Source organism: Mesorhizobium sp. HAY1-8B (genome assembly GCF_056868045.1).
On the sequence record NZ_CP200321.1, the window covers coordinates 371,344 to 391,159 of the forward strand.

15 protein-coding genes are annotated in these 19,816 nt (G+C 64.0%); 7 read left to right on the forward strand and 8 right to left on the reverse strand.

What is annotated here, in order from left to right; all coding sequences use genetic code 11:
* Nucleotides 1-53: 53 nt before the first annotated feature.
* The 5 genes from AC1VON_RS01880 to AC1VON_RS01900 all read right to left on the reverse strand — a co-directional run bounded on the left by AC1VON_RS01880 (nt 54) and on the right by AC1VON_RS01900 (nt 7,993).
* The gene (locus AC1VON_RS01880; protein ID WP_172348169.1) at nt 54-212 is read right to left on the reverse strand and encodes a DUF3309 family protein; all 159 of its coding nucleotides are present in this window, start codon (nt 210-212) and stop codon (nt 54-56) included.
* A gap of 121 nt (nt 213-333) precedes the next feature.
* Complete coding sequence (locus AC1VON_RS01885) at nt 334-3,510, reverse strand: efflux RND transporter permease subunit (RefSeq protein ID WP_172348168.1); 3,177 nt, start codon at nt 3,508-3,510, stop codon at nt 334-336.
* A gap of 77 nt (nt 3,511-3,587) precedes the next feature.
* A complete protein-coding gene (locus AC1VON_RS01890; RefSeq protein WP_172348167.1) occupies nt 3,588-4,763 on the reverse strand; it encodes an efflux RND transporter periplasmic adaptor subunit in 1,176 nt (391 codons plus the stop codon).
* An 818-nt stretch (nt 4,764-5,581) separates the two neighbouring features.
* Nucleotides 5,582-6,712 (reverse strand): patatin-like phospholipase family protein, encoded by a 1,131-nt coding sequence (locus AC1VON_RS01895; RefSeq protein WP_172348166.1) that lies wholly within the window; start codon nt 6,710-6,712, stop codon nt 5,582-5,584.
* A gap of 192 nt (nt 6,713-6,904) precedes the next feature.
* A complete protein-coding gene (locus tag AC1VON_RS01900; protein WP_483120222.1) occupies nt 6,905-7,993 on the reverse strand; it encodes a citrate synthase/methylcitrate synthase in 1,089 nt (362 codons plus the stop codon).
* 93 nt (nt 7,994-8,086) lie between these two features.
* On the opposite strand from AC1VON_RS01900, the gene AC1VON_RS01905 reads away from it, so the two are divergent.
* Entirely contained in the window at nt 8,087-9,229 is a 1,143-nt protein-coding gene (locus tag AC1VON_RS01905; RefSeq protein ID WP_483120224.1) for a citrate/2-methylcitrate synthase, read from the forward strand.
* Between the two features lie 14 nt (nt 9,230-9,243).
* Here the strand turns inward: AC1VON_RS01905 and ftrA are convergent, their stop codons facing one another.
* On the reverse strand, nt 9,244-10,227 hold the full coding sequence (ftrA, locus tag AC1VON_RS01910; RefSeq protein ID WP_483120226.1) for a transcriptional regulator FtrA: 984 nt from the start codon (nt 10,225-10,227) through the stop codon (nt 9,244-9,246).
* A gap of 110 nt (nt 10,228-10,337) precedes the next feature.
* Here ftrA and AC1VON_RS01915 point away from each other — a divergent pair, with 110 nt between their 5' ends.
* Nucleotides 10,338-10,757, forward strand: a complete 420-nt coding sequence (locus AC1VON_RS01915; RefSeq protein WP_483120228.1) for a rhodanese-like domain-containing protein — start codon at nt 10,338-10,340, stop codon at nt 10,755-10,757.
* On the forward strand, nt 10,754-11,239 hold the full coding sequence (locus tag AC1VON_RS01920) for a GNAT family N-acetyltransferase (RefSeq protein WP_483120230.1): 486 nt from the start codon (nt 10,754-10,756) through the stop codon (nt 11,237-11,239). Before AC1VON_RS01915 ends, AC1VON_RS01920 begins: the two co-directional genes overlap by 4 nt.
* A 39-nt stretch (nt 11,240-11,278) precedes the next feature.
* Here AC1VON_RS01920 and phaR read toward each other — a convergent pair whose 3' ends face one another.
* Nucleotides 11,279-11,890 (reverse strand): polyhydroxyalkanoate synthesis repressor PhaR, encoded by a 612-nt coding sequence (phaR, locus tag AC1VON_RS01925; RefSeq protein WP_172348160.1) that lies wholly within the window; start codon nt 11,888-11,890, stop codon nt 11,279-11,281.
* A gap of 296 nt (nt 11,891-12,186) precedes the next feature.
* Here phaR and AC1VON_RS01930 point away from each other — a divergent pair, with 296 nt between their 5' ends.
* The 3 genes from AC1VON_RS01930 to AC1VON_RS01940 all read left to right on the forward strand — a co-directional run bounded on the left by AC1VON_RS01930 (nt 12,187) and on the right by AC1VON_RS01940 (nt 15,469).
* The gene (locus AC1VON_RS01930) at nt 12,187-13,365 is read left to right on the forward strand and encodes an acetyl-CoA C-acetyltransferase (protein WP_483120233.1); all 1,179 of its coding nucleotides are present in this window, start codon (nt 12,187-12,189) and stop codon (nt 13,363-13,365) included.
* Nucleotides 13,366-13,457: 92 nt separating this feature from the next.
* Complete coding sequence (gene phbB, locus AC1VON_RS01935; protein ID WP_172348158.1) at nt 13,458-14,183, forward strand: acetoacetyl-CoA reductase; 726 nt, start codon at nt 13,458-13,460, stop codon at nt 14,181-14,183.
* 278 nt (nt 14,184-14,461) lie between these two features.
* Entirely contained in the window at nt 14,462-15,469 is a 1,008-nt protein-coding gene (locus AC1VON_RS01940; RefSeq protein WP_483120235.1) for a serine hydrolase domain-containing protein, read from the forward strand.
* Nucleotides 15,470-15,586: 117 nt separating this feature from the next.
* Here AC1VON_RS01940 and AC1VON_RS01945 read toward each other — a convergent pair whose 3' ends face one another.
* A complete protein-coding gene (locus AC1VON_RS01945) occupies nt 15,587-15,781 on the reverse strand; it encodes a transposase (protein WP_483120237.1) in 195 nt (64 codons plus the stop codon).
* A 669-nt stretch (nt 15,782-16,450) separates the two neighbouring features.
* Here AC1VON_RS01945 and AC1VON_RS01950 point away from each other — a divergent pair.
* A complete protein-coding gene (locus AC1VON_RS01950; protein WP_483120239.1) occupies nt 16,451-19,816 on the forward strand; it encodes a helicase-related protein in 3,366 nt (1,121 codons plus the stop codon).

Consider the following 19,816-nt stretch of genomic DNA (forward strand, 5'->3'; position numbering starts at 1 on the left):
TCCCAGCACTTCTCTTGACGCTGGAAAGGCGTCTCGACGAACTGAAAAGCGCCTCAGAGCCGCCCCATCAGCAGCAACACCAGAGCCACCACCAGCACCGCGCCGATAATGCCCGAAGGTCCATAACCCCAGGAGCGCGAGTGCGGCCAGGCCGGCACCGCGCCGATGAGGACAAGGATCAGGACGACGATGACAACGGTGCTGATCGGCATGAGAAATTCCCCGCTTTGACGCTCTGCTACGAGACGATGCCTTGCATCGCTCTTGGGGGACAATGCAAATGGCCGCCCGGTTGTTCCGGGCGGCCTTTGCCGGTCAGATCGGGAAGCCTGCCTATTCGGCGGCTTTCGGGAAGGCGATCGCGGGTTCCGCGCCGGCATCCGCCGTCGCCGCGTCCGACGAGATCTCGCCCTTGCCGCGCCGGAACAGCCGGCTGATCAAGCCACGCCGTGCGCCGGGTTTGACCTTGGCGCGGGTGAACACCATCAGCATCGACGGCGTCACCACCAGCGTCAGCACCGTGGCGAAGGACAGGCCGAAGACAATCGCCGACGACAGCGAAATCCACCATTGCGTCGACGGCGCGTTGATCGTCGTCTCGTGATGGAAGATTTCCAGGCCAAGGCCGAAAGCGATCGGCAGCACGCCGAGGATGGCCGACACCGCCGTCAGCACCACCGGTCGCGCGCGCTCGCGGCAGGTCTGCAGCACGGCGTCCATCTTGTCCCAGCCTTCTTCACGCAGCCGGTCATAGGTGTCGATCAGCACGATGTTGTTGTTCACCACCACGCCTGCGAGGGCGATGACGCCGATGCCTGACATGACGATACCGAACGTCTCGCCTGTTATCAGCAGCCCGAGGAATACGCCGATCGTCGCCATGACCACGCAGGACAGCACCAGCCAGACGCTGGTGAACTTGTTGAACTGCGCCAGCAGCACCAGGAAGATCAGGAAGATCGCGGCGCCGAAGGCCTTGCTGAGGAAGGCGCTGGCTTCCGCGCTGTCCTCGTTCGAGCCGGCCAGCTTCCAGCGGATGCCGCTGCCGAGGTTCATGTCGGTGACGGCCTGGGTTACCTCCTGCTGCACGGCGGCGACCTGGGCGCCGGCGGCGACGTTGGCCTGCACCACCACGGTGCGGGCGCCGTCGATGCGGTTGAGGATACCGACGCTCGGCTTTGCCTTGCGGACGACGAAATTCGAGATCGGCACCGAACCTTGCGCGGTCTGCACCCTGAGCTCGTCGAGCGTCGACAGCGTGCGCCGGTCCTCCGGCAAGCGCAGCCGGATGTCGACCGCCTTGTCGGCGCCGGCAGGCCGGTATTCCGACAGCTTCAAACCATTGGTGACGAGCTGCACCACCGTTCCAACCGAGGTCGGGCTGATGCCGTATTGGGCAGCCTTGGCACGGTCGACCTCGAGAGCCCAGTCGACACCGGGTGGCGGCAGGCCATCGGAAATGTCGATGACGCCGGGCACCTTGGCGATCCGCGCCGCCACCGCACGCGCCTTGTCGTCAAGGCCTGCCGGGTCGATGGCCGAAAGCCTGATCTGGATTGGCTTGCCGGTCGGCGGCCCGGCTTCCGGCACGCGAACCTCGACGTCGACACCGGGAATACCGGCCATGACACCGCGCAGATCGTTCAGGATCTGGTTCGCCGATTTGCGTTCGCGCCAGTCGATGAACTCGTACTGGATGACGCCGACCACATCTTCCGGGACGTCTTGGCCGCCGCCTTGCGTCTTGCCGACGCGGGTGTAGACCGATTTGATGCCGGGCCAGCCAAGCAGCCTGTTTTCGGCGATCTTGGTCGCCGTATCCATTTCGGCCAGCGAAAGATTGCCGCGGGCATGCACGTAGAGCAGGCCGTAATCCGGTTCGACACTCGGGAAGAACTCGACGCCGGCGCCATACTTCGAATAGCCAACGAAGATGCCGGCCAGCAGGACGACGGTAAGCACCAGAACGGTGATTGGGAAGCGCACGGCTTGCTTGACGACCGCCATGTACCAGCCGTCGCGATTGTCATCCTCATGATGCTCCGGCGCCTTGGCGAAGATCGCGCCCAGCGTCGGCGCGAAGACCAGCGCGTAGAGCATCGACGCCGATAGCGTGACGATCAGCGTGATCGGCATGTACTTCATGAAATCGCCGATGATGCCCGGCCAGAACAGCAATGGCGAGAAGGCGGCGATGCGTGTCATCGTCGCCGCGATGACCGGACCGGCCATGCGCTTGGCGGCAAGCGCGAAGGCTTCCTGCTTCGGCATCCCTTCGCTCATCCGCCGTTCGGCGAATTCGGTGACGATGATGGCATCGTCGACCAGCATGCCGACGGCCAGGATGAGGCTGAACAGCACGATCATGTTGATCGTGTAGCCCATCATCGCGAGCAGCAGGATGCCGATCAGGAAGGACGACGGGATGGCGAGGCCAATGAGCAGCGAGGCACGGCCGGACAGCGCATAGAGGATGACGATGAACACCAGGATGACGGCGATCATCACGTGGTTCTGCAGGTCCCCCAGCAGCTGATTGACGAAGACCGACTTGTCCTGCGTGTAGGTGACGTGCATCCCCTCGGGCATCGTCTTGACGAAGGCGTCGGACACCGCCCTCACCTTGGTGAGCGTGTCGATCAGATTGGCGCCGATCCGCTTCTTCACCTCGATGGCGATGGCCGGCTTGCCGTTGAGGCGTGTGATCGTGTCGGCATCGGCGAAGGTCGAACGGATCGTCGCGATATCCTTGGCCTGCACCACCGCGTTGGGACCGGCAACCACCGGCAGCGCCGCCACATCCTCGGGCGTCTCGATCAGCGAAGGCACCTTGACGGCGTATTTCCCCTCCGACCCTTCGATGTTGCCGGCGGCGACCAGGCTGTTGGAGGCGCCCACCGCACCGATCAGCTGCTCGAGTTGCAAGCCATAGGACGATAGTTTCATCGGATCGATGACGACTTCGACGAGATCGTCGCGTGAGCCCTGCAGCGAGCCTTCCAGAACACCGGGCACCTCTTCGATGCGGTCGCGCAACTCGCGTGCGGCGGCGGCCAACACACGCTCGGGCAATTCGCCCGACAGCGTGACGACGAGCACCGGAAATTCGGAAATGTTGACTTCGGTGACGACCGGTTCCTCGGCCGCCTGCGGCAGGTCGGCCTTGCCGTCCTGCACCTTGGAGCGTGTGTCCTGCAGCGCCGTCGCCAGATTGGTCTGCGGCTGGAACTCGACCAGCACATAGCCGCCGCCCTGGAAGGCGGCCGAGCGCATTTCCTTGAGGCCCTTCAGGCTTTTCAGCTTGCTTTCCATCGGCCGCAACAGGAGGCGCTCGGAATCCTCCGGCGAAATACCTTGATAGATCAGGCTGACATACATCATCGGAATCGGAACGTCGGGTTCCGCTTCCTTCGGCGTCGACTGATAGGCGACCCAGCCTGCGATCAGCAGGAAGACCAGGACCGAGATGGTCAGGCGGGCATTGTTGATTGCAAGTCTGACGATATCCATGACTTATGCCTGCGGTTGCTTTCGGAAGTGGCGAACGGACGTCTGTCGCCGGAAGGTCCGGCGTCGTCGCCCCTGCGCTACTGCGTGCCGGCGGTGGCTTCGCCGATCAGCTTGTTGATGGTCGCCTGGTCGGCTTCGACCGGATTGACCTCATCGCCTTCCTTCACCAGTTCCTGGCCGGCAACGATGATGCGCGCGTCGGCCGGGATTCCGCCAAGCACCAGACCAGTCGGCGTGTCGTCGACCAGGTCGATCGGGAAGAACGCCACCTTGTTGTCCTTGCCGACGGCGCGGATGCCCAGATCGCCCTTGTCGCCCAGCGTCACCACCGAGCGCGGCAGCAGAACCGCGTCTGTGGGCAACGCGCTGAGCTGGATTTCCGCCGTCATGCCGGCCGGCACGGAACCGTCGGCATTGGGGATGGCGACCTCGACACGGAAGGTGCGGGTCGCCGACGAGGCGTCGCGGCTGATGTAGCGCACGGTGCCTTCGACGGTCTGGCCGCTGACCAGTCGCACTTTGGCCTTGTCGCCGATCTTGAGATAGCCGAGGTCGCGCTCGCTGATCTCGCCGCGGGCGATCACCGGATCGAGCTTGAGGATGGTCGCCACCTCGCTGCCCTGCATGACGGAACTGCCGAGTTCCACCGGCACCCGGTCGATAACGCCGTCGAACGGCGCCTTCACTTCGTTGCGGTCGAGTTCGGCCTGCGCGGTATCCAGTTGGGACTGCGCCTGGGTCAGGTTGGAGCGGGCGGTGTCGAGCTGCAGCTTGGGCAAATTGCCTGTCTTGGCGAGCCGCTCCGCGGCATCGAGTTCGGCCTTGCGCTGCGCCAGCAACTGCTTGGCGTTGTCCACATTGGAGATCTTCTCCTCCGCCGCGAGCATCAGCACCAGATCACCCGTCTTGACGTGCTGCCCCTGGCTGACTGGCAGCTTGTCGATGACGCCGCCGACACGGGTTGCCAGCACCGCGCGCTTGTCGGCCTCGGTCAGGCCTGAAATGCGGATGGCACGCGCATAGGTCTTGCGCGGCGGCGTCACCACCGCGACGGTGCGCAACGGCGCTTTCGGTTCGGCTTCCGCCGTCTTCGGCTTGCCCGCGTCTGGTGCCTTGCCCTGCTCGACTTCGGCCGCCTTTGCCTTGTTCGCCGCGACGCTTCCGACCGACGAGAATTCGCCTGTCGCCATCCAGGCCGCGAAGCCGATGAGCACAACAATGGCTGCAAGTTTGTGAAACCTGATTTTAGGCATCGTCGTTTTTCCGTTGCGGGTTCGGCCAGTGCCGCGCCTTCATGACGCGGGCGCGTCGCCGATATGGGTGCGCGCCTGACCGTGTTCAAATTGCCGTGATCGGCGAGCGCGCTTCTACATCAAAGTTGCACCGCAATATAGTCCGAAAGTTGCAACAGCATTGCATGACGGGACAAGGTGCGGCCGCCGCGAAACTGTTGTTGATCCGCTAAAATACCAGTTCAGCGGACCCTGCAGGCGGCTCACGATCCCTCCCTCATGGCCTGCGCGAATGGCCGGTCTGCCATTGCCGACAGGCAGCACGACGTCCGCCACGCGCGGATTCTTGAATCTTGAGGCGAATTTAGACCGACGAGCCAAATCGGTGAACGACGCTACCCCCGCCTTGGGGAGCATGTTCAATGCATTGGAATTACTTGCGAAATAGCTGAAAAAGCCAATCAGGCCGGGATCGCCGAGGTCGGTTTCGTTGCCATGGAACCTGGTGTCGGCAACCTCGATGTGCCCTGTTCTGGAACATCGGGGATCGGCGCAACCTCCCGGCTCGCGACAGGACAACGGGCGCGGTGCGACCGCGGAAATCCGAACTGTCTTCCGTGCTATTCGTTGGAGCCCTGGCCATCGTCCGGCCCGCCGGTTCGGCAACACCGCGCTGCATCGTCGGCACGTGGGTGGCAGGAGGCGTCAGCATGATGCAGCATCCTTCACACGCGAAGGTTGTCGTCCTGCCGGATCGGGCGAAGGATGCCGGGTCGATCGAGACATCGGCGAGGTCTCCCGGAAATCGGAGTTGGCGCTGAGGCGCAAGCCCGGCAGGTTCAGGCCCGGCGGCGCTCGGCTTCCGGGTTCTTGCGCACGGCGAGGAATTCCTTGACCCGACGGCCGGGTGCGGGACCGCGCACCGGCTTGAAGCCGTCATCGAGTTCACCGGAGAGGTCGAGCGTGGCATGGCTGCCGACGGCGTCGTAATTCTCCTCCAGCCAGTCGCTGGCGGCGGTGCGGCCAAGATCGCGCAGATAGGTCAGGAACGCCCATTCGGCATTGACCTTCGATGACGCCGACAAGTCCTTGAACGCCTCGTCGGCATCGATGCGGTGCATGCGGATGTCGCGGTATTCGCCATGCGGCAGGCGGCCGGCGGCGATCAGTTCCTTGACGAAGGCAATCGAGCGGAATTCGCGCAACAGCCCCGCGTTGAAGGTGATCTCGTCGATGCGGTTCTGGATTTCGTTGGCGCTCCTCGGTGTTCCCTCGCGCACCACGGGGTTGATCTGCACCAGGAGCACATCCTCGGTCGCCGCTGTCTTGAAGAACGGATAGAGCGCCGGATTTCCGCCATAGCCGCCGTCCCAATAGGGTACGCCCTTGATCTCGACGGCACGAAACAATTGCGGCAGGCATGCCGAGGCCATCACCGAGTCGAGGTCGATCTCGCCATCGGAAAAGACCCTCAATTGCCCGGTCTCGACATTGGTGGCGGAGATGAACAGTTCCATCGACTTGCAGGCGCGGACATTCTCGAAGTCGATCTCCTGCGCGACCACGTCGCGCAGAGGATTGAGGCTAAGCGGGTTGGCAACATAGGGCGAGAACACCCGAGACATCGTATCGAAGAAGACATAGCCCGGCGTGTTCTCGATCGACCAGTTGCCCCAGGCGACGTCCCACGGCAAGCGCTGCACCGGACTGAACCGGCCCTTCGCCGCGACGGCATGCCAGAAATCATCAAGCTTCCTGCGCGCGCCCTCGACCCCGCCGCGGACAAAACCGTCGGCCAGCGCCACCGCGTTCATGGCGCCGGCGCTGGTACCGGAAACGGCTGATATTTCCAGCCTGCCGTCCTCCAGCAGGCGGTCGAGCACACCCCAGGAAAAGGCGCCGTGCGAGCCGCCTCCCTGAAGGGCGATGTTGATCTTCTTCTTGTCCTCCGCCTTGCCGTTCTTCGTCATGGCGTTCCTGTCATCCTGATGCCTCAGCCTGCCCCAACGTCAATGGAGAGAGCAGCCACTATCGCTCTATGTTGCAGTGCAGCATATAAGGATGGACCATGGCAACACACGAACACGGTCGCGTGATCACGTGAAATTTCTTCATGCCGAAAGCCCTCCGCTTCGACGCGGAGAGGTCGTGCCTTTGATGGGCTAGGCGACGAGGTCTGGCACCGGGCCGACATAGCGCGATTGCGGGCGGATCAGCCGCCCGGTGGTCTGCTGTTCGCGCGCATGCGCGATCCAGCCGGCAACACGGCCCGCGGCGAAGACATTGCTGAAAGCCCGCGGCGGGAAACCCGCCGCTTCCAGCACCAGTGCGGTATAGAACTCGACATTGGTCTGCAGCGAGCGCTGCGGTTTGGCGATCCGCAGCACTTCGAGCGCGGTTTGCTCGACCGTTTCCGCGAAGGCCAGCCGGCGGCCGGTTTCGTCTTCGCCGCCAAGCTGCCGCACCACGGCCTTGAGCACATCGGCACGCGGATCGCGTACGCGGTAGATGCGGTGGCCGAAACCCATGATGCGCTTGCCATGGGCGATTTCGTCGCGCAGCCAGCCGGCCGCGTCGCCATGCGCCTCGATCGCATCCAGCATCTCGATCACCGGTCCGGGCGCGCCACCATGCAGCGGCCCCTTGAGCGCGCCGAGCCCGGCCAGCACCGACGAGGTCAGGCCGGCCAATGTCGAGGCGACGACACGGGTGGCGAAGGTCGAGGCATTCAGGCCATGGTCGCAGACGGTCACCAGATAGGTGTCGAGCGCTTTTGCCAATGCCGGCGATGCCGCGACGCCATTGAGCATCCTCAGCATGTCGGCGGCATGACCGGCCTTGCCGTCCGGCGCGACCGGCTGCTCGCCGCGCTGCAGGCGCAGCAAGGCCGGCGTCAGCACGGCGGGCGCCGCAATCAGCCGCAAGGCATCCGCCAGCGTCTCGCCATCCGGCAGCAGGGCCATGCCGGCGCGCATGGCGCTGTAGATCTTGAGCGGCGCCAGCAAGGGCAGCGAAGGCAGGAGCCGCTCGAACACCTCGACGCGGGCCCCACCCAGTCTCGCCGCCAGTTCGGCATCGCCAGGCAGATCATCGAAGAAGCCATCCAGCAGCAGGCGGACGACCTGCGGGTAGCTCCATCGTCCGGCCAGTTCCGGCAGCGAATAGCCACGGATCGTCAGCCGGCCACCCAGACCATCCACATCGGACAGCACGGTTTCGGCCGCCACCACATCATCGAGCCCATTCGCCATGGCCTTGTCTCCTTGAAGCTTTTCCATGTGGGAGATAAGGGTAGGCCGGACCGTCATCAATCTTGATCAATAGAATCAATATAAGGGCTCGCCATGTCCGAATGGTTGTCGCGGGAAGAGGCGCTGGAAAAGCTGCGGGTGAGACCGCAGACGCTCTACGCCTATGTCAGCCGCGGTCGCATCGGCATGCGTCCAGACCGTGCCGACCCGCGCCGCAGCGAATATCGCGCCGACGACATCGCCGCGCTGGCAACGCGAAGGGCACGCGGGCGCAGCCCCTCTGCCATCGCCGAAAGCGCCATTGCCTGGGGCGAACCGTCGATCGCAACGGCGATTTCGACCGTCTGGCACGGTCATCTCATCTATCGGGGCCGGGATGCCGTTGCGCTGTCCGACCATGCGACGCTGGAAGAAACCGCCGCCGTGCTTTGGGCCCTGCCTGAACCGGTCCGCTTCGAGGCGCCGTCGCCAGATGCGCCGCGCCAACCGGGCCGAGGCCCGGCCTTCGCGCAACTCGCCTTGCTTGCCGGCCAGGCGCGGCCCTCGCTTGGACGCAGCGCCGCCTCGCTATGCGCCGACGCGGCGCGCGCGATCGGCGTGCTGGCCGGCGCCCTCGGTGCCGAGGCGGGGCCGGATCCGGTGCATCGGCGACTGGCGCAGGGCTGGTCGGTCGGCAATGACGGTGCGGAAGCGATCCGGCGCGCCCTCGTGCTGCTCGCCGATCACGAACTCAATGCATCGACCTTCGCGGCTCGCGTTGCCGCCTCCACGGGAGCTTCACCCGCCGCTTGCCTACTGGCGGGGCTGACGACGCTGTCCGGCCCGCGGCACGGTGGCGCCGGCGAGGCGGTGATGCATCTCGCCGAAGATGCGGCACGGCACGGCGCCGATGCAACGATCCGACGCTGGCTCGGCCATGACCGGCCATTGCCGGGTTTCGGCCATCAACTCTACCCCGAAGGCGATCCCCGGGCCACGGCGCTTCTGGCCGCCATCGGCAACACCGACGAGACATTGCGGTCGCTGGAAACCGCCGCTATTGCCGCGACCGGCGCTCAGCCGAACATCGATTTTGCCCTGGCGGTGCTGACGCGCAGCCTCGGCCTGCCGCGCGATGCACCGTTCCATCTGTTCGCACTTGGGCGCAGCGTCGGCTGGGCCGCGCATATGGTCGAGCAGATCGTGAGCGGCAGCATCATCCGGCCGCGCGGCCGCTATGAGGGATTGCTGCCCTGACGGCGGTGAGGCCGTCAGGCTGGGTTGGCACCGGTCCCGAACCGCGCCCGGTACGCGGCGGGCGTCGTTGCGAATTGCTGACGGAAATGATGCCGCAACGTCGCCGCCGCGCCAAATCCGGCGGTCTCGGCAATCCGCTCGATCGGCATGGCGGTGTCTTCCAGCAATGTGCGCGCCCGCGATAGCCGTTCCGAAAGCAGCCAGCGCGCCGGCGTGACACCAGTAGCGGCCGCGAACCGGCGCAAGAATGTCCGCTCGCTCATTCCGGCCAGCTTGGCGAGGGTGGCAATGGGATAGTCGGCGGAAATATCCGCGCGCATCCTGTCGATCAACGGTCCGAGCCGGCTGCGTTCATGAGGCTCGGGAACCGAGCTCTCGACATATTGTGCCTGGCCGCCGTCGCGATGCGGCGGCACGACCAGCCGTCGCGCCACCATGTTGGCGGCCTTGGTGCCGAAGTCGCGCCTAACCAGATGCAGGCACAGGTCGATACCAGCCGCGCTGCCGGCCGATGTCAGGACATTCCCCTCATCGATGTACAAGACGTCAGGAACCACCGTGATGTCGGGATACATCTCCCTCAGTCTCTCGCTGTAGCGCCAATGCGTGGTTGCCTTTTTGCCCGACAGCAGGCCGGCCGCGGCGAGCACGAAGACGCCCGAGCAGATGGACAGGATGCGTGCGCCCCGCTCATTGGCCGCCCGGAGCGCCTCGATCAGCAAGGGCGGCACCGGACACTCCACACCGCGCCATCCCGGCACGATCACCGTGCCGGCCTCGCCGATCAGATCGGGCCCGCCATCGGCGACGATGCGCACGCCGCCCATCGCGCGCATTTCGCCGGCATCAATGCCGGCGACGGCAAAACGATACCAATCCGCGCCCATCTCCGGCCTGGGCAAGGCGAACATTTCGGCCGCCACGCCGAACTCGAACGTGCACAGCCCATCATAGGCAATGGCAACGACCAATGGATTGGCAAGAGGCGGATTTGGCATGATCTTGACGATATATGGCAAAGCTGCCAGCTGCAATCGCTGGCCCGTTGCGCTACCTCGGTTCCATCAAAAGTGATGGAGACCAGCTCCATCAGTGATGGAGACCCTTGATGAGCCTGGTGACAGACATTCCGGCGGCATCGCCGGAGATTGCGCGCGACCATTTCCTGCGTCGACTTTCGGTCGAGACCGACTGTTCCGACGTCGCCGGGACACTGCGCGCCGGTGAGCCGGACTTTGTCCTTCTGCATGTGGTCGGTTCGCCGCAAGCCTATGAGCGCCGCCATGTGCCGGGCGCGCTACACCTGCCGCACCGCGAGATCTCGGCGGAACGTATGGCGGAATGGCCGGCAGGCACGCTGTTCATCGTCTATTGCGCCGGGCCGCATTGCAATGGCGCGGACCGGGCGGCCTTCAAACTGGCCAGCCTCGGCCTGCCGGTCAAGATCATGATCGGTGGCATGACAGGGTGGCAGGATGAAGAGCTTCCTTTCGCCTCGGGCAAGGCGCCTGGCACTCTGAGGTCATGACCCCAACAACTCCGAGCCCAGCGCGCAAAGCGGTCGTCCGCCCGTTCGAGCGGCGGGATGTCGGCAAGGTGCTCGTCCTTATGCGGGCGCTCGCCGTCTTCGAGGGCTATGACGACAAATTCCGCGTCACCGAGGCCGACATCGTCGACCATGGGCTGGGGCCATCGCCCCGTTTCGGCGTGTTCGTGGCGGAAGTCGATGGCACAATCGTCGGCATCGCCGTCCATTATCTCATCCCCTGGACCTATGATCTGAAGCCAGTCGTGGCGCTGAAGGAACTTTACGTGGCTGAAGCGGCGCGCGGCATGTCGGTCGGCCACGCCCTTGTGGAACGGCTCCTAGACCATGCCACCAGCATCGGTGCATCCGCCATCAAGTGGACGGTGCTGCAATCCAATTTGCCGGCCAAGGCTTTTTATCGCTCACTTGACGGGCGGGCCGACGACACCTGGGAATTGTGGAAGCTGACCATCGACGGATAAGGCACGGCCTGCTTGGGCTGCGCCCGACCGGCTGCAGGCCTACGACATCGTATCGAGCTTGCGCTGCATGGCCGCGATCTGATCCTTCAGCTGCTGCAGATCGTCGGACTTCTCCGCCGGCGCGTCCTTCCTGGCCGGTTCGGCGGGGGCTGCGGCCGGCGCCGAGCCCGCGGGCGGAAAAGGCGTGAACAGCCGCATCGCGTTCTGAAACATCTCCATGTTGCGGCGCGTCTGTTCTTCCAGCGCCTTCATCGGCGTCGCCATCTTCATCACATCCAGCGGCGACTTGCCGATCGTGCCCTTCATCTGCTCGCGAAAGCGCTCCTGCTCCTTGGAGAAGGCGATCATCGACTGCTCGAGGAAGCTTGGGACGATCATCTGCATCTGGTCGCCGTAGAAGGCGATCAGCTGGCGCAGGAACGGGATCGGCAGCATGTTCTGCCCGTCCTTGTTCTCCAGTTCGAAGATGATCTGGGTCAGTACCGGATGCGTGATGTCGTCGCCGGTCTTGGCGTCCTGGACGGTGAACTCCTCGCCCTTCTTGACCATCTCGGCCAGATCCTCGAGCGTCACATAGGTGCTCGTCCCCGTATTATAGAGGCGGCGATTGGCGTATTTCTTGATAATGATCGGGTCGTCTTTTGCGGCCATCTGCATCCTCCCCGGACACCGGCGCGCCTGAGTAAGCGGCCGGTAACGATTGCGCCCTTTTTGAGGATATGCGCAAAAGCCTTATAATTCCAAGCAGTTTGTGCAGTGCGGGATCATATAATGCTGCATAGCAGGCAAAATATGCTGCGCAGCAGCGGCCAGCCCGCAGGCATGGCGGTGCGTGACCTGCTTGGCGTGCATGGGCGCCATGCCGATTTCCGGTTTGACTTGGGGTTGGGAAAGGGCAAGAAAAGTCCTCAACGACAGAACAACATCCTTGAAGTCTGGAGAAGAAAATGTCCGATTCCATCGTCATCGCCAGCGCCGCGCGCACGGCCGTCGGCTCCTTCAACGGCGCGTTCGCCGCCACGCCGGCGCATGAGCTCGGCGCCGTCGTCATCAAGGAACTTTTGTCGCGCGCCGGGGTCGAAGCGGCGGAGGTCGACGAGGTTATCCTCGGCCAGGTGCTGACCGCGGCCCAGGGCCAGAACCCGGCCCGCCAGGCCTCGATTATTGCCGGCCTGCCCAAGGAGACCACCGCCTGGGGCCTCAACCAGGTTTGCGGTTCGGGCCTGCGCGCCATTGCACTCGGCATGCAGCAGATCGCCACCGGTGACGCCAAGGTGATCATCGCCGGCGGCCAGGAATCGATGTCTCTGTCGCCGCACGCGCAGCATCTGCGCGCCGGCGTCAAGATGGGCGACTACAAGATGATCGACACGATGATCAAGGACGGCTTGTGGGATGCCTTCAACGGCTACCACATGGGCAACACCGCCGAGAACGTCGCCCGCCAGTTCCAGATCACCCGGGACGACCAGGACCAGCTCGCGCTGGCCTCGCAGAACAAGGCCGAGGCGGCGCAGAAGGCGGGCAAGTTCAAGGACGAGATCGTCGCCTTCACCATCAAGGGCAAGAAGGGCGACACCATCGTCGACCAGGACGAATACATCCGCCATGGCGCGACGCTGGACGCCATGACCAAGCTGAAGCCGGCCTTCGACAAGGACGGCACCGTGACCGCCGCCAACGCCTCCGGCATCAATGATGGCGCGGCCGGTGCGCTGCTGATGAGCGAAGCGGAAGCCGCACGGCGCGGCATCACCCCGCTGGCGCGCATCGCCTCCTGGGCGACCGCAGGCGTCGATCCGGCGATCATGGGCACCGGGCCCATTCCCGCCTCGCGCAAGGCGCTGGAGAAGGCCGGCTGGTCGGTCGGCGATCTCGACCTGGTCGAGGCCAACGAGGCTTTCGCCGCGCAGGCCTGCGCGGTCAACAAGGACATGGGCTGGGATCCCTCGATCGTCAACGTCAACGGCGGCGCTATCGCCATCGGCCACCCGATCGGCGCCTCGGGCGCCCGCATCTTCAACACGCTGGTCTACGAGATGCGCCGTCGCGGCGCCAAGAAGGGCCTCGCCACCCTGTGCATCGGCGGTGGCATGGGCGTCGCCATGTGCGTGGAAGCCCTCTGAAGAAAATACTGAACGGGCGGCGCAGGCCGCCCGTTTCATATCCAGTGCCTGCCAAGCCCGACAACAGGGCGATATCAAAAAAGGGGAAATGCATGACCAAGGTTGCAATCGTCACGGGCGGATCGCGCGGCATCGGCGCGGCGATCTCGATCGCCTTGAAGAACGCCGGCTATTCTGTCGCGGCCAACTATGCCGGCAACGACGAGGCGGCAACGAAATTCAGGGCCGAGACCGGCATTCCGGTCTACAAATGGTCGGTCGCTGACTATGACGCTTGCGCCGCCGGCATCAGCCGAGTCGAGGCCGACCTCGGCCCGGTTTCGGTGCTGGTCAACAATGCCGGCATCACCCGCGACGCCATGTTCCACAAATTGACCCGTGAGCAGTGGAAAGAGGTCATCGACACCAATCTTTCCGGCGTCTTCAACATGACGCACCCGCTGTGGGGCGGCATGCGCGACCGCAAGTTCGGCCGCGTCATCACCATCTCCTCGATCAACGGCCAGAAGGGTCAGGCCGGCCAGGTCAACTATTCCGCCGCCAAGGCCGGCGACATCGGCTTCACCAAGGCCCTCGCCCAGGAGGGTGCTCGCGCCGGCATCACCGTCAACGTCATCTGTCCCGGCTACATCGCCACCGAGATGGTCAAGGCAATCGATGAGAAGGTGCTCAACGAGCGCATCCTGCCGCAGATCCCGGTCGGCCGCCTCGGCGAGCCGGAAGAGATCGCGCGCTGCGTCGTCTTCCTCGCTTCCGAGGATGCCGGTTTCATCACCGGCTCGACCCTCACCGCCAATGGCGGCCAGTACGTCGCCTGAGACGTCCAACGGCTTCAGACTGTAACCAGCGGACCGGGAAACCGGTCCGTTTCTGTTGATACCCTTGGAGGCGAAAGAGCCCCCGCCGCGGCGCAATGCCTCCAATCCGGCATGCAGGGTTAATGGCGGCAGCACCGCCTTTGCGGAGTAGCGTCCGGCCTGAGGCGTGCCTGCGGGGATCCTGATCTCCAATCGGAGGTTCCCGCCCTCAGGAGACGCGCGCCCGAAAACCGCCGCTTTGCCCCTGTTCCTTCGCACCACATTGGCGGAGAAGCTGTATGTTCAGAATTCGGCTCGCATCATTATTGATCATCGGAGCCCTGCTCACCGGAACCGCGAATGCCCAAGCGTGGCAGGAGGTCGACCCGACGACGGTAGGTTGGTCTGCGGACAAGCTGAAAGTCGCCAAGCAACATTCGACGGCGCTCAAACCGACAGCCGTAATGATCGTGCAGGACGGCAGGGTCGTTGCCAGCTGGGGTAATACATCCCATAAGGTAAATGTTGCTTCCGTCCGAAAAAGCCTTCTTAGTGCCCTTTATGGCATTGCCGTTTCCGAGGGACGGATTGACCTTTCGAGCAGCCTCGCCGATCTTGGCATTGACGACAATGCGCCTAGTTTGACGGCAAGCGAGAAGACGGCAACTGTCCGCGACCTCTTGATGGCGCGCTCTGGCATCTATCATCCTGCTGCCTATGAGACTGGGGACATCAAGCGCAAACGGCCTCAGCGTGGCAGCCATCCGCCCGGATCTTTCTGGTTTTACAACAACTGGGACTTCAACACGTTGGGAACGATCTACCGGCATCAGACCGGCGAGGACATCTTCCAGAGCTTCAACCGCAGAATTGCCGAGCCGCTCGGCATGGAGGACTTCTCAGCAAAGGATGGCCGCTACTTTACCGAGAAGTTCTCCGAGCACCCTGCCTATCCCTTCAACCTAAGCGCCCGAGACGCAGCGCGTTTCGGCCAATTGTTCCTGAACGGCGGGCGCTGGGGCGACGAGCAGGTTGTGCCCGCATCGTGGGTCAAGGAATCGACGACCCCTTATTCCTTCGCCAAGCGAATACGGCAGGGCTATGGTTATATGTGGTGGACGCTCCCTGCTGACACTTGGGGTCCAAATGCCTTCTATGCGTCGGGCTACGGTGGTCAGGTCATTGCCGTTGTCTCTTCAAAACGGTTGGTCGTGGTTCAAACTGTCGATCCGAAACACAATCCGAAGGGCGTTAGGACAAGCACGTTCATTGAGGTGCTGAAAGAGATCACCTCGGCTTCGCCCTGAATGGCTCTTTGCACCTAATTGCGGCCCTGCCGTTACCAATTAGCGCCTGACGGAGGGGCTGTCTCTTCGAGCAAATAGGCGTTGACCAATTCCATGGCAATAACTCATCGATCCGGTTTATCGGGTGACAGGGGGCAGCTGTCCCTGTCTGGCTCCACGACGCCAAGTGAATACCACGTTGGTGTCCACATCGTGCCGGCGCCCAACCTCGGAAACCGATGCACCCGCAGCAGAGTGCCGCCCCGATCCGGCTGTTCTCTTCCTTGTCCCGCACACGTCGGGTCTTACGAACCGACAGAACAACATCCTCATCAACCGACATTAATGAGTGTCCATTAGCGAAATAGATGGACACTTATCTTGGTGTGATTGCCGCCACGCCAATAGACTGGTCAGGCCGGACGCCGCCTGTGCGGAACCCTGTGGCCAAGCCTGTGGATTGCCGGTGGATAAGCTGTTCACAACACAAGATATTGGGGGAACAAAAAGGGAAAACGTCGCCGGCGCTGATTTGTAGCCGATTTGTTCCGGCTTTGAGCGCAAGTTAACGTTAATAGGCCGGAATCGCCTGCAAATCCTTAACACCAAATTCAGAAAGATTAACAATTTCATAATCTTGAGTAATGGGTATCGTGCCGGCGTCGTCGTTTCCCGGCAAAGCTTAACCGTTGAGTTCGCCTAGCATAAAACGGGCCAGTTCAGGGATTCAGCATGTGGTGAGAGTCACGGTCACGAAATCCACATATAGCCGTGAACAAAAGCTGAATCTGGTCGAGTCACTGATTCGTCGCTGATTCGTTCCAGACTCGTTCCATCAGTTAAGCGGCAGCCAATTTAGCGCTGGACAAAGAGGCCTTCGAGCCGCCTACGGAACATTCCGCTTTCGCTTCGCGCCCGAAATCCCTATGTGTCGCCTGTCATACGCGCCAGTTGAGGCACGCTCCCGACAATGAGAGGCCAGAAAGCCTTATTTCCGAGCCGATGAACATCCAGCCGAAACATACCGAGCCGCTGATCCTGTCGGGCCGCGACGTGACCGCCGTGCTTGGTCCGACGAACACCGGCAAGACCCACCTCGCCATCGAGCGCATGGTGGCGCATGAAACCGGTGTCATCGGGCTGCCGCTCAGATTGCTGGCGCGGGAAGTCTACACGCGCGTCTGCGAAAAGGTCGGTGCTCATAAGGTCGCTCTGATCACTGGCGAGGAGAAGATCCAGCCGCCAGGCGCCAGATATTCGGTCTGTACGGTCGAGGCCATGCCGCGTGAGACCGACGCCGCCTTCGTCGCCATCGACGAGGTGCAGCTCGCCGGCGACCTCGAGCGCGGCCACATCTTCACCGACCGCATCCTGCATCTTCGCGGCCGCCAGGAAACGCTGCTGCTCGGTGCCGCCACCATGCATGGCATCCTGCAGCGCCTGCTGAAGGGCGTCTCGGTGGTGACGCGGCCCCGGCTGTCGCATCTTGCCTATGCGGGCTCGAAGAAGCTGACGCGCCTGCCGCGCCGCACCGCCATCGTCGCCTTCTCCGCCGACGAGGTCTATGCCATCGCCGAGTTGATCCGCCGCCAGCAAGGTGGTGCCGCCGTCGTGCTCGGCGCGCTCTCGCCGCGGACCCGCAACGCCCAGGTGGCATTGTTCCAATCGGGCGATGTCGACTATCTCGTCGCCACCGATGCCATCGGCATGGGCCTCAATCTCGATCTCGACCATGTCGCCTTCGCCCAGAACCGCAAGTTCGACGGCTACCAGTACCGCAACCTGACGGCGGCCGAGCTCGGCCAGATCGCCGGCCGTGCCGGACGGCATCTGCGCGACGGCACTTTCGGCGTCACCGGCCAGGTCGATCCGCTCGACGAGGAACTGGTCAAGAAGATCGAAGGCCATGACTTCGATCCGGTGAAGGTGCTGCAGTGGCGCACCGCGCATTTCGACTTCGCCAGTCTCGACGCGCTGAAGCGCTCGATCGAGACCAACGCTCCGGTGGAGGGCCTGACCCGGGCGCTGCCGGCGGTTGACGCGCAGGCGCTCGAATATCTTTCCCGCGATGAGGATATCCGCGCGCTGGCTACCGACGCCAAACGCGTGGCGCTGCTGTGGGAAGCCTGCGCGCTGCCCGATTACCGCAAGATCGCCCCGGCGCAACATGCCGACCTCATCGCGTCGATCTATATGGACCTCGCCAAGCGAGGCCATGTCGACGAGAATTACATGGCCGAGCAGGTGCGCCGCGCCGACACCACCGAGGGCGACATCGACACGCTGTCGCACCGCATTGCCCAGATCCGCACCTGGACATTCGTGTCTAACCGGCCCGGCTGGCTGGCCGATCAGGCACACTGGCAGGAAAAGACGCGCGAAATCGAAGACAGATTGTCGGATGCGCTGCATGAGCGGTTGACGAAACGCTTCGTAGACCGCAGGACTTCCGTCCTCATGCGGCGCCTTAGAGAAAATACCATGCCTGAAGCCGAAATAAGCCCTACCGGAACCGTCCTTGTCGAAGGCCATCATGTCGGCGAGTTGCAAGGGTTCCGCTTCACCGCCGATCAGACCGCCGGCGGCGAAGACGCCAAGGCCGTGCGCACCGCAGCGCAAAAGGCGCTGGCTGCCGAGTTCGAGGCGCGCGCCGACCGTTTTGGCGCCTGCGCCAATGGCGATCTGGCACTTGGCTCGGACGGCACGCTGCGCTGGATTGGCGCGCCGATCGGCACGCTGGTCTCCGGCGAAGACGCGCTGAAGCCGCGCCTCGTGCTGCTGGCCGACGAACAGCTGACCGGCCCGGCGCGCGACAAGGTCGCCGCGCGCGCCGAACGTTTCGTCAATTTCCAGATCGAGTCGCTGCTGAAGCCACTGGTCGACCTGAAGAACGCCGACCAGATTTCCGGCATCGGCCGTGGTATCGCCTTCCAGCTGGTCGAGAATTTCGGCCTCATCAACCGCCGCGACATCGCCGAGGAGATGAAATCGCTCGACCAGGAAGGTCGCGCGGCACTTCGCCGGCTTGGCGTGCGCTTCGGCGCCTACCATGTCTTCGTCCCGGCGCTGATCAAGCCGGCACCCGCCGGACTGGTGACCTTGCTGTGGGCCCTGAAGAATGACGGCAAGGACAAGCCCGGCTTTGGCGACGTGGTCCACGCGCTGGCGTCCGGCCGCACCTCGGTGGTCATCGATCCGGCCTTCGACAAGGCCTTCTACAAGCTCGCCGGCTACCGCAATCTCGGCCGCCGCGCCGTGCGCATCGACATATTGGAGCGGCTGGCCGACCTGATCCGTCCGGCGACCAACTGGAAGCCTGGCCTCGGCCAGCGTCCGGACGGCGCCTATGACGGCCAGTCCTTCATGGTGACGCCGCCGATGATGTCGATCCTCGGCGCCACCGCCGACGACATGGAAGAGATCCTGAAGGGCCTGGGCTACCGCGCCGAGCCGAAGCCGGCGGCAGAGGTCAAGGCACGGCTCGAGGCGCAGGACACCGCCGCGCGGGAAGCCGCCGCGGCCAAGTTCGCGGCGGAAGAAGCCGCGCGCGCCGAGCAGGCCAAGGCGGCCGAAGCCGCCGCAACGGACGCCGCCGCGGAAGCGGCAATCGAGGGTTCGGAACCGGCTGCTGTCGAAGCTCCGGCCGAGGTCATCGCGGAAGCCGCAGCAGAGCCAGTCGCGGAAGAGCCAACCGAAGCTCCGGCCGAAGTCACGGATGAGCCCGAGGCTGTCGCCGAAGCAGCTGCTGAACCTGCTGCCGAGCCAGAGGCGGAAGCTGAATCTGTCGAAGCCACGGCGGAGCCAGTTCCCGAAGCTGCACCCGCGACGGAAGCGGTTTCGGACGTGCCTGCCGTGATGGCCGAAGCGACCCCCGGCGAGCCCGCTCCAGAAGCCGAAGCGCCCAAGCCGATCCTGCTCTGGCGCCAGGGCCGTTTCGAGCAGCGCCCACGTCATCACGAAGGCCGCAACAACCGCCAGCGCAACGGACAAGCGCGCGGCCGCGGCAATGCACCGGCCGAGGCCGGCGCCGCTCAAGCGACCGGCGTACCGGGAGAACGCCCCGCCCATGAAGGGCGGCGTGACGGCGCCGGCAAGCCGCGCTTCGACCGGTCGAAGTTCAAGCCCAAGCCGCAGGGTGAAGGTGAACAGCGCCGTGACGGTCGCCCCCAGGGCGATCGTCCCGAGCGCCGCGAAGGCCGCCCCGACTGGAAGGGTGGCCGGCCCGAGGGCAAGGGTGGCCCCGATCGCGGCAAGGGGGGCGCAAAGCCGGCCTTCCAGCCGAAGCCGCGCGAGGAACGCCCGGTGCGCTTCGATCCGGACTCGCCCTTCGCCAAGCTCGCCGCCTTGCGCGACCAGCTGAAGAAGTAG

Bases quoted from the DNA above. Each gene is read 5' to 3' on its own strand.
- AC1VON_RS01880 (WP_172348169.1), bottom strand. From the start codon at position 212: ATGCCGATCAGCACCGTTGTCATCGTCGTCCTGATCCTTGTCCTCATC.
- AC1VON_RS01885 (WP_172348168.1), bottom strand. From the start codon at position 3,510: ATGGATATCGTCAGACTTGCAATCAACAATGCCCGCCTGACCATCTCG.
- AC1VON_RS01890 (WP_172348167.1), bottom strand. From the start codon at position 4,763: ATGCCTAAAATCAGGTTTCACAAACTTGCAGCCATTGTTGTGCTCATC.
- AC1VON_RS01895 (WP_172348166.1), bottom strand. From the start codon at position 6,712: ATGACGAAGAACGGCAAGGCGGAGGACAAGAAGAAGATCAACATCGCC.
- AC1VON_RS01900 (WP_483120222.1), bottom strand. From the start codon at position 7,993: ATGGCGAATGGGCTCGATGATGTGGTGGCGGCCGAAACCGTGCTGTCC.
- AC1VON_RS01905 (WP_483120224.1), top strand. From the start codon at position 8,087: ATGTCCGAATGGTTGTCGCGGGAAGAGGCGCTGGAAAAGCTGCGGGTG.
- ftrA (WP_483120226.1), bottom strand. From the start codon at position 10,227: ATGCCAAATCCGCCTCTTGCCAATCCATTGGTCGTTGCCATTGCCTAT.
- AC1VON_RS01915 (WP_483120228.1), top strand. From the start codon at position 10,338: ATGAGCCTGGTGACAGACATTCCGGCGGCATCGCCGGAGATTGCGCGC.
- AC1VON_RS01920 (WP_483120230.1), top strand. From the start codon at position 10,754: ATGACCCCAACAACTCCGAGCCCAGCGCGCAAAGCGGTCGTCCGCCCG.
- phaR (WP_172348160.1), bottom strand. From the start codon at position 11,890: ATGGCCGCAAAAGACGACCCGATCATTATCAAGAAATACGCCAATCGC.
- AC1VON_RS01930 (WP_483120233.1), top strand. From the start codon at position 12,187: ATGTCCGATTCCATCGTCATCGCCAGCGCCGCGCGCACGGCCGTCGGC.
- phbB (WP_172348158.1), top strand. From the start codon at position 13,458: ATGACCAAGGTTGCAATCGTCACGGGCGGATCGCGCGGCATCGGCGCG.
- AC1VON_RS01940 (WP_483120235.1), top strand. From the start codon at position 14,462: ATGTTCAGAATTCGGCTCGCATCATTATTGATCATCGGAGCCCTGCTC.
- AC1VON_RS01945 (WP_483120237.1), bottom strand. From the start codon at position 15,781: ATGAGGATGTTGTTCTGTCGGTTCGTAAGACCCGACGTGTGCGGGACA.
- AC1VON_RS01950 (WP_483120239.1), top strand. From the start codon at position 16,451: ATGAACATCCAGCCGAAACATACCGAGCCGCTGATCCTGTCGGGCCGC.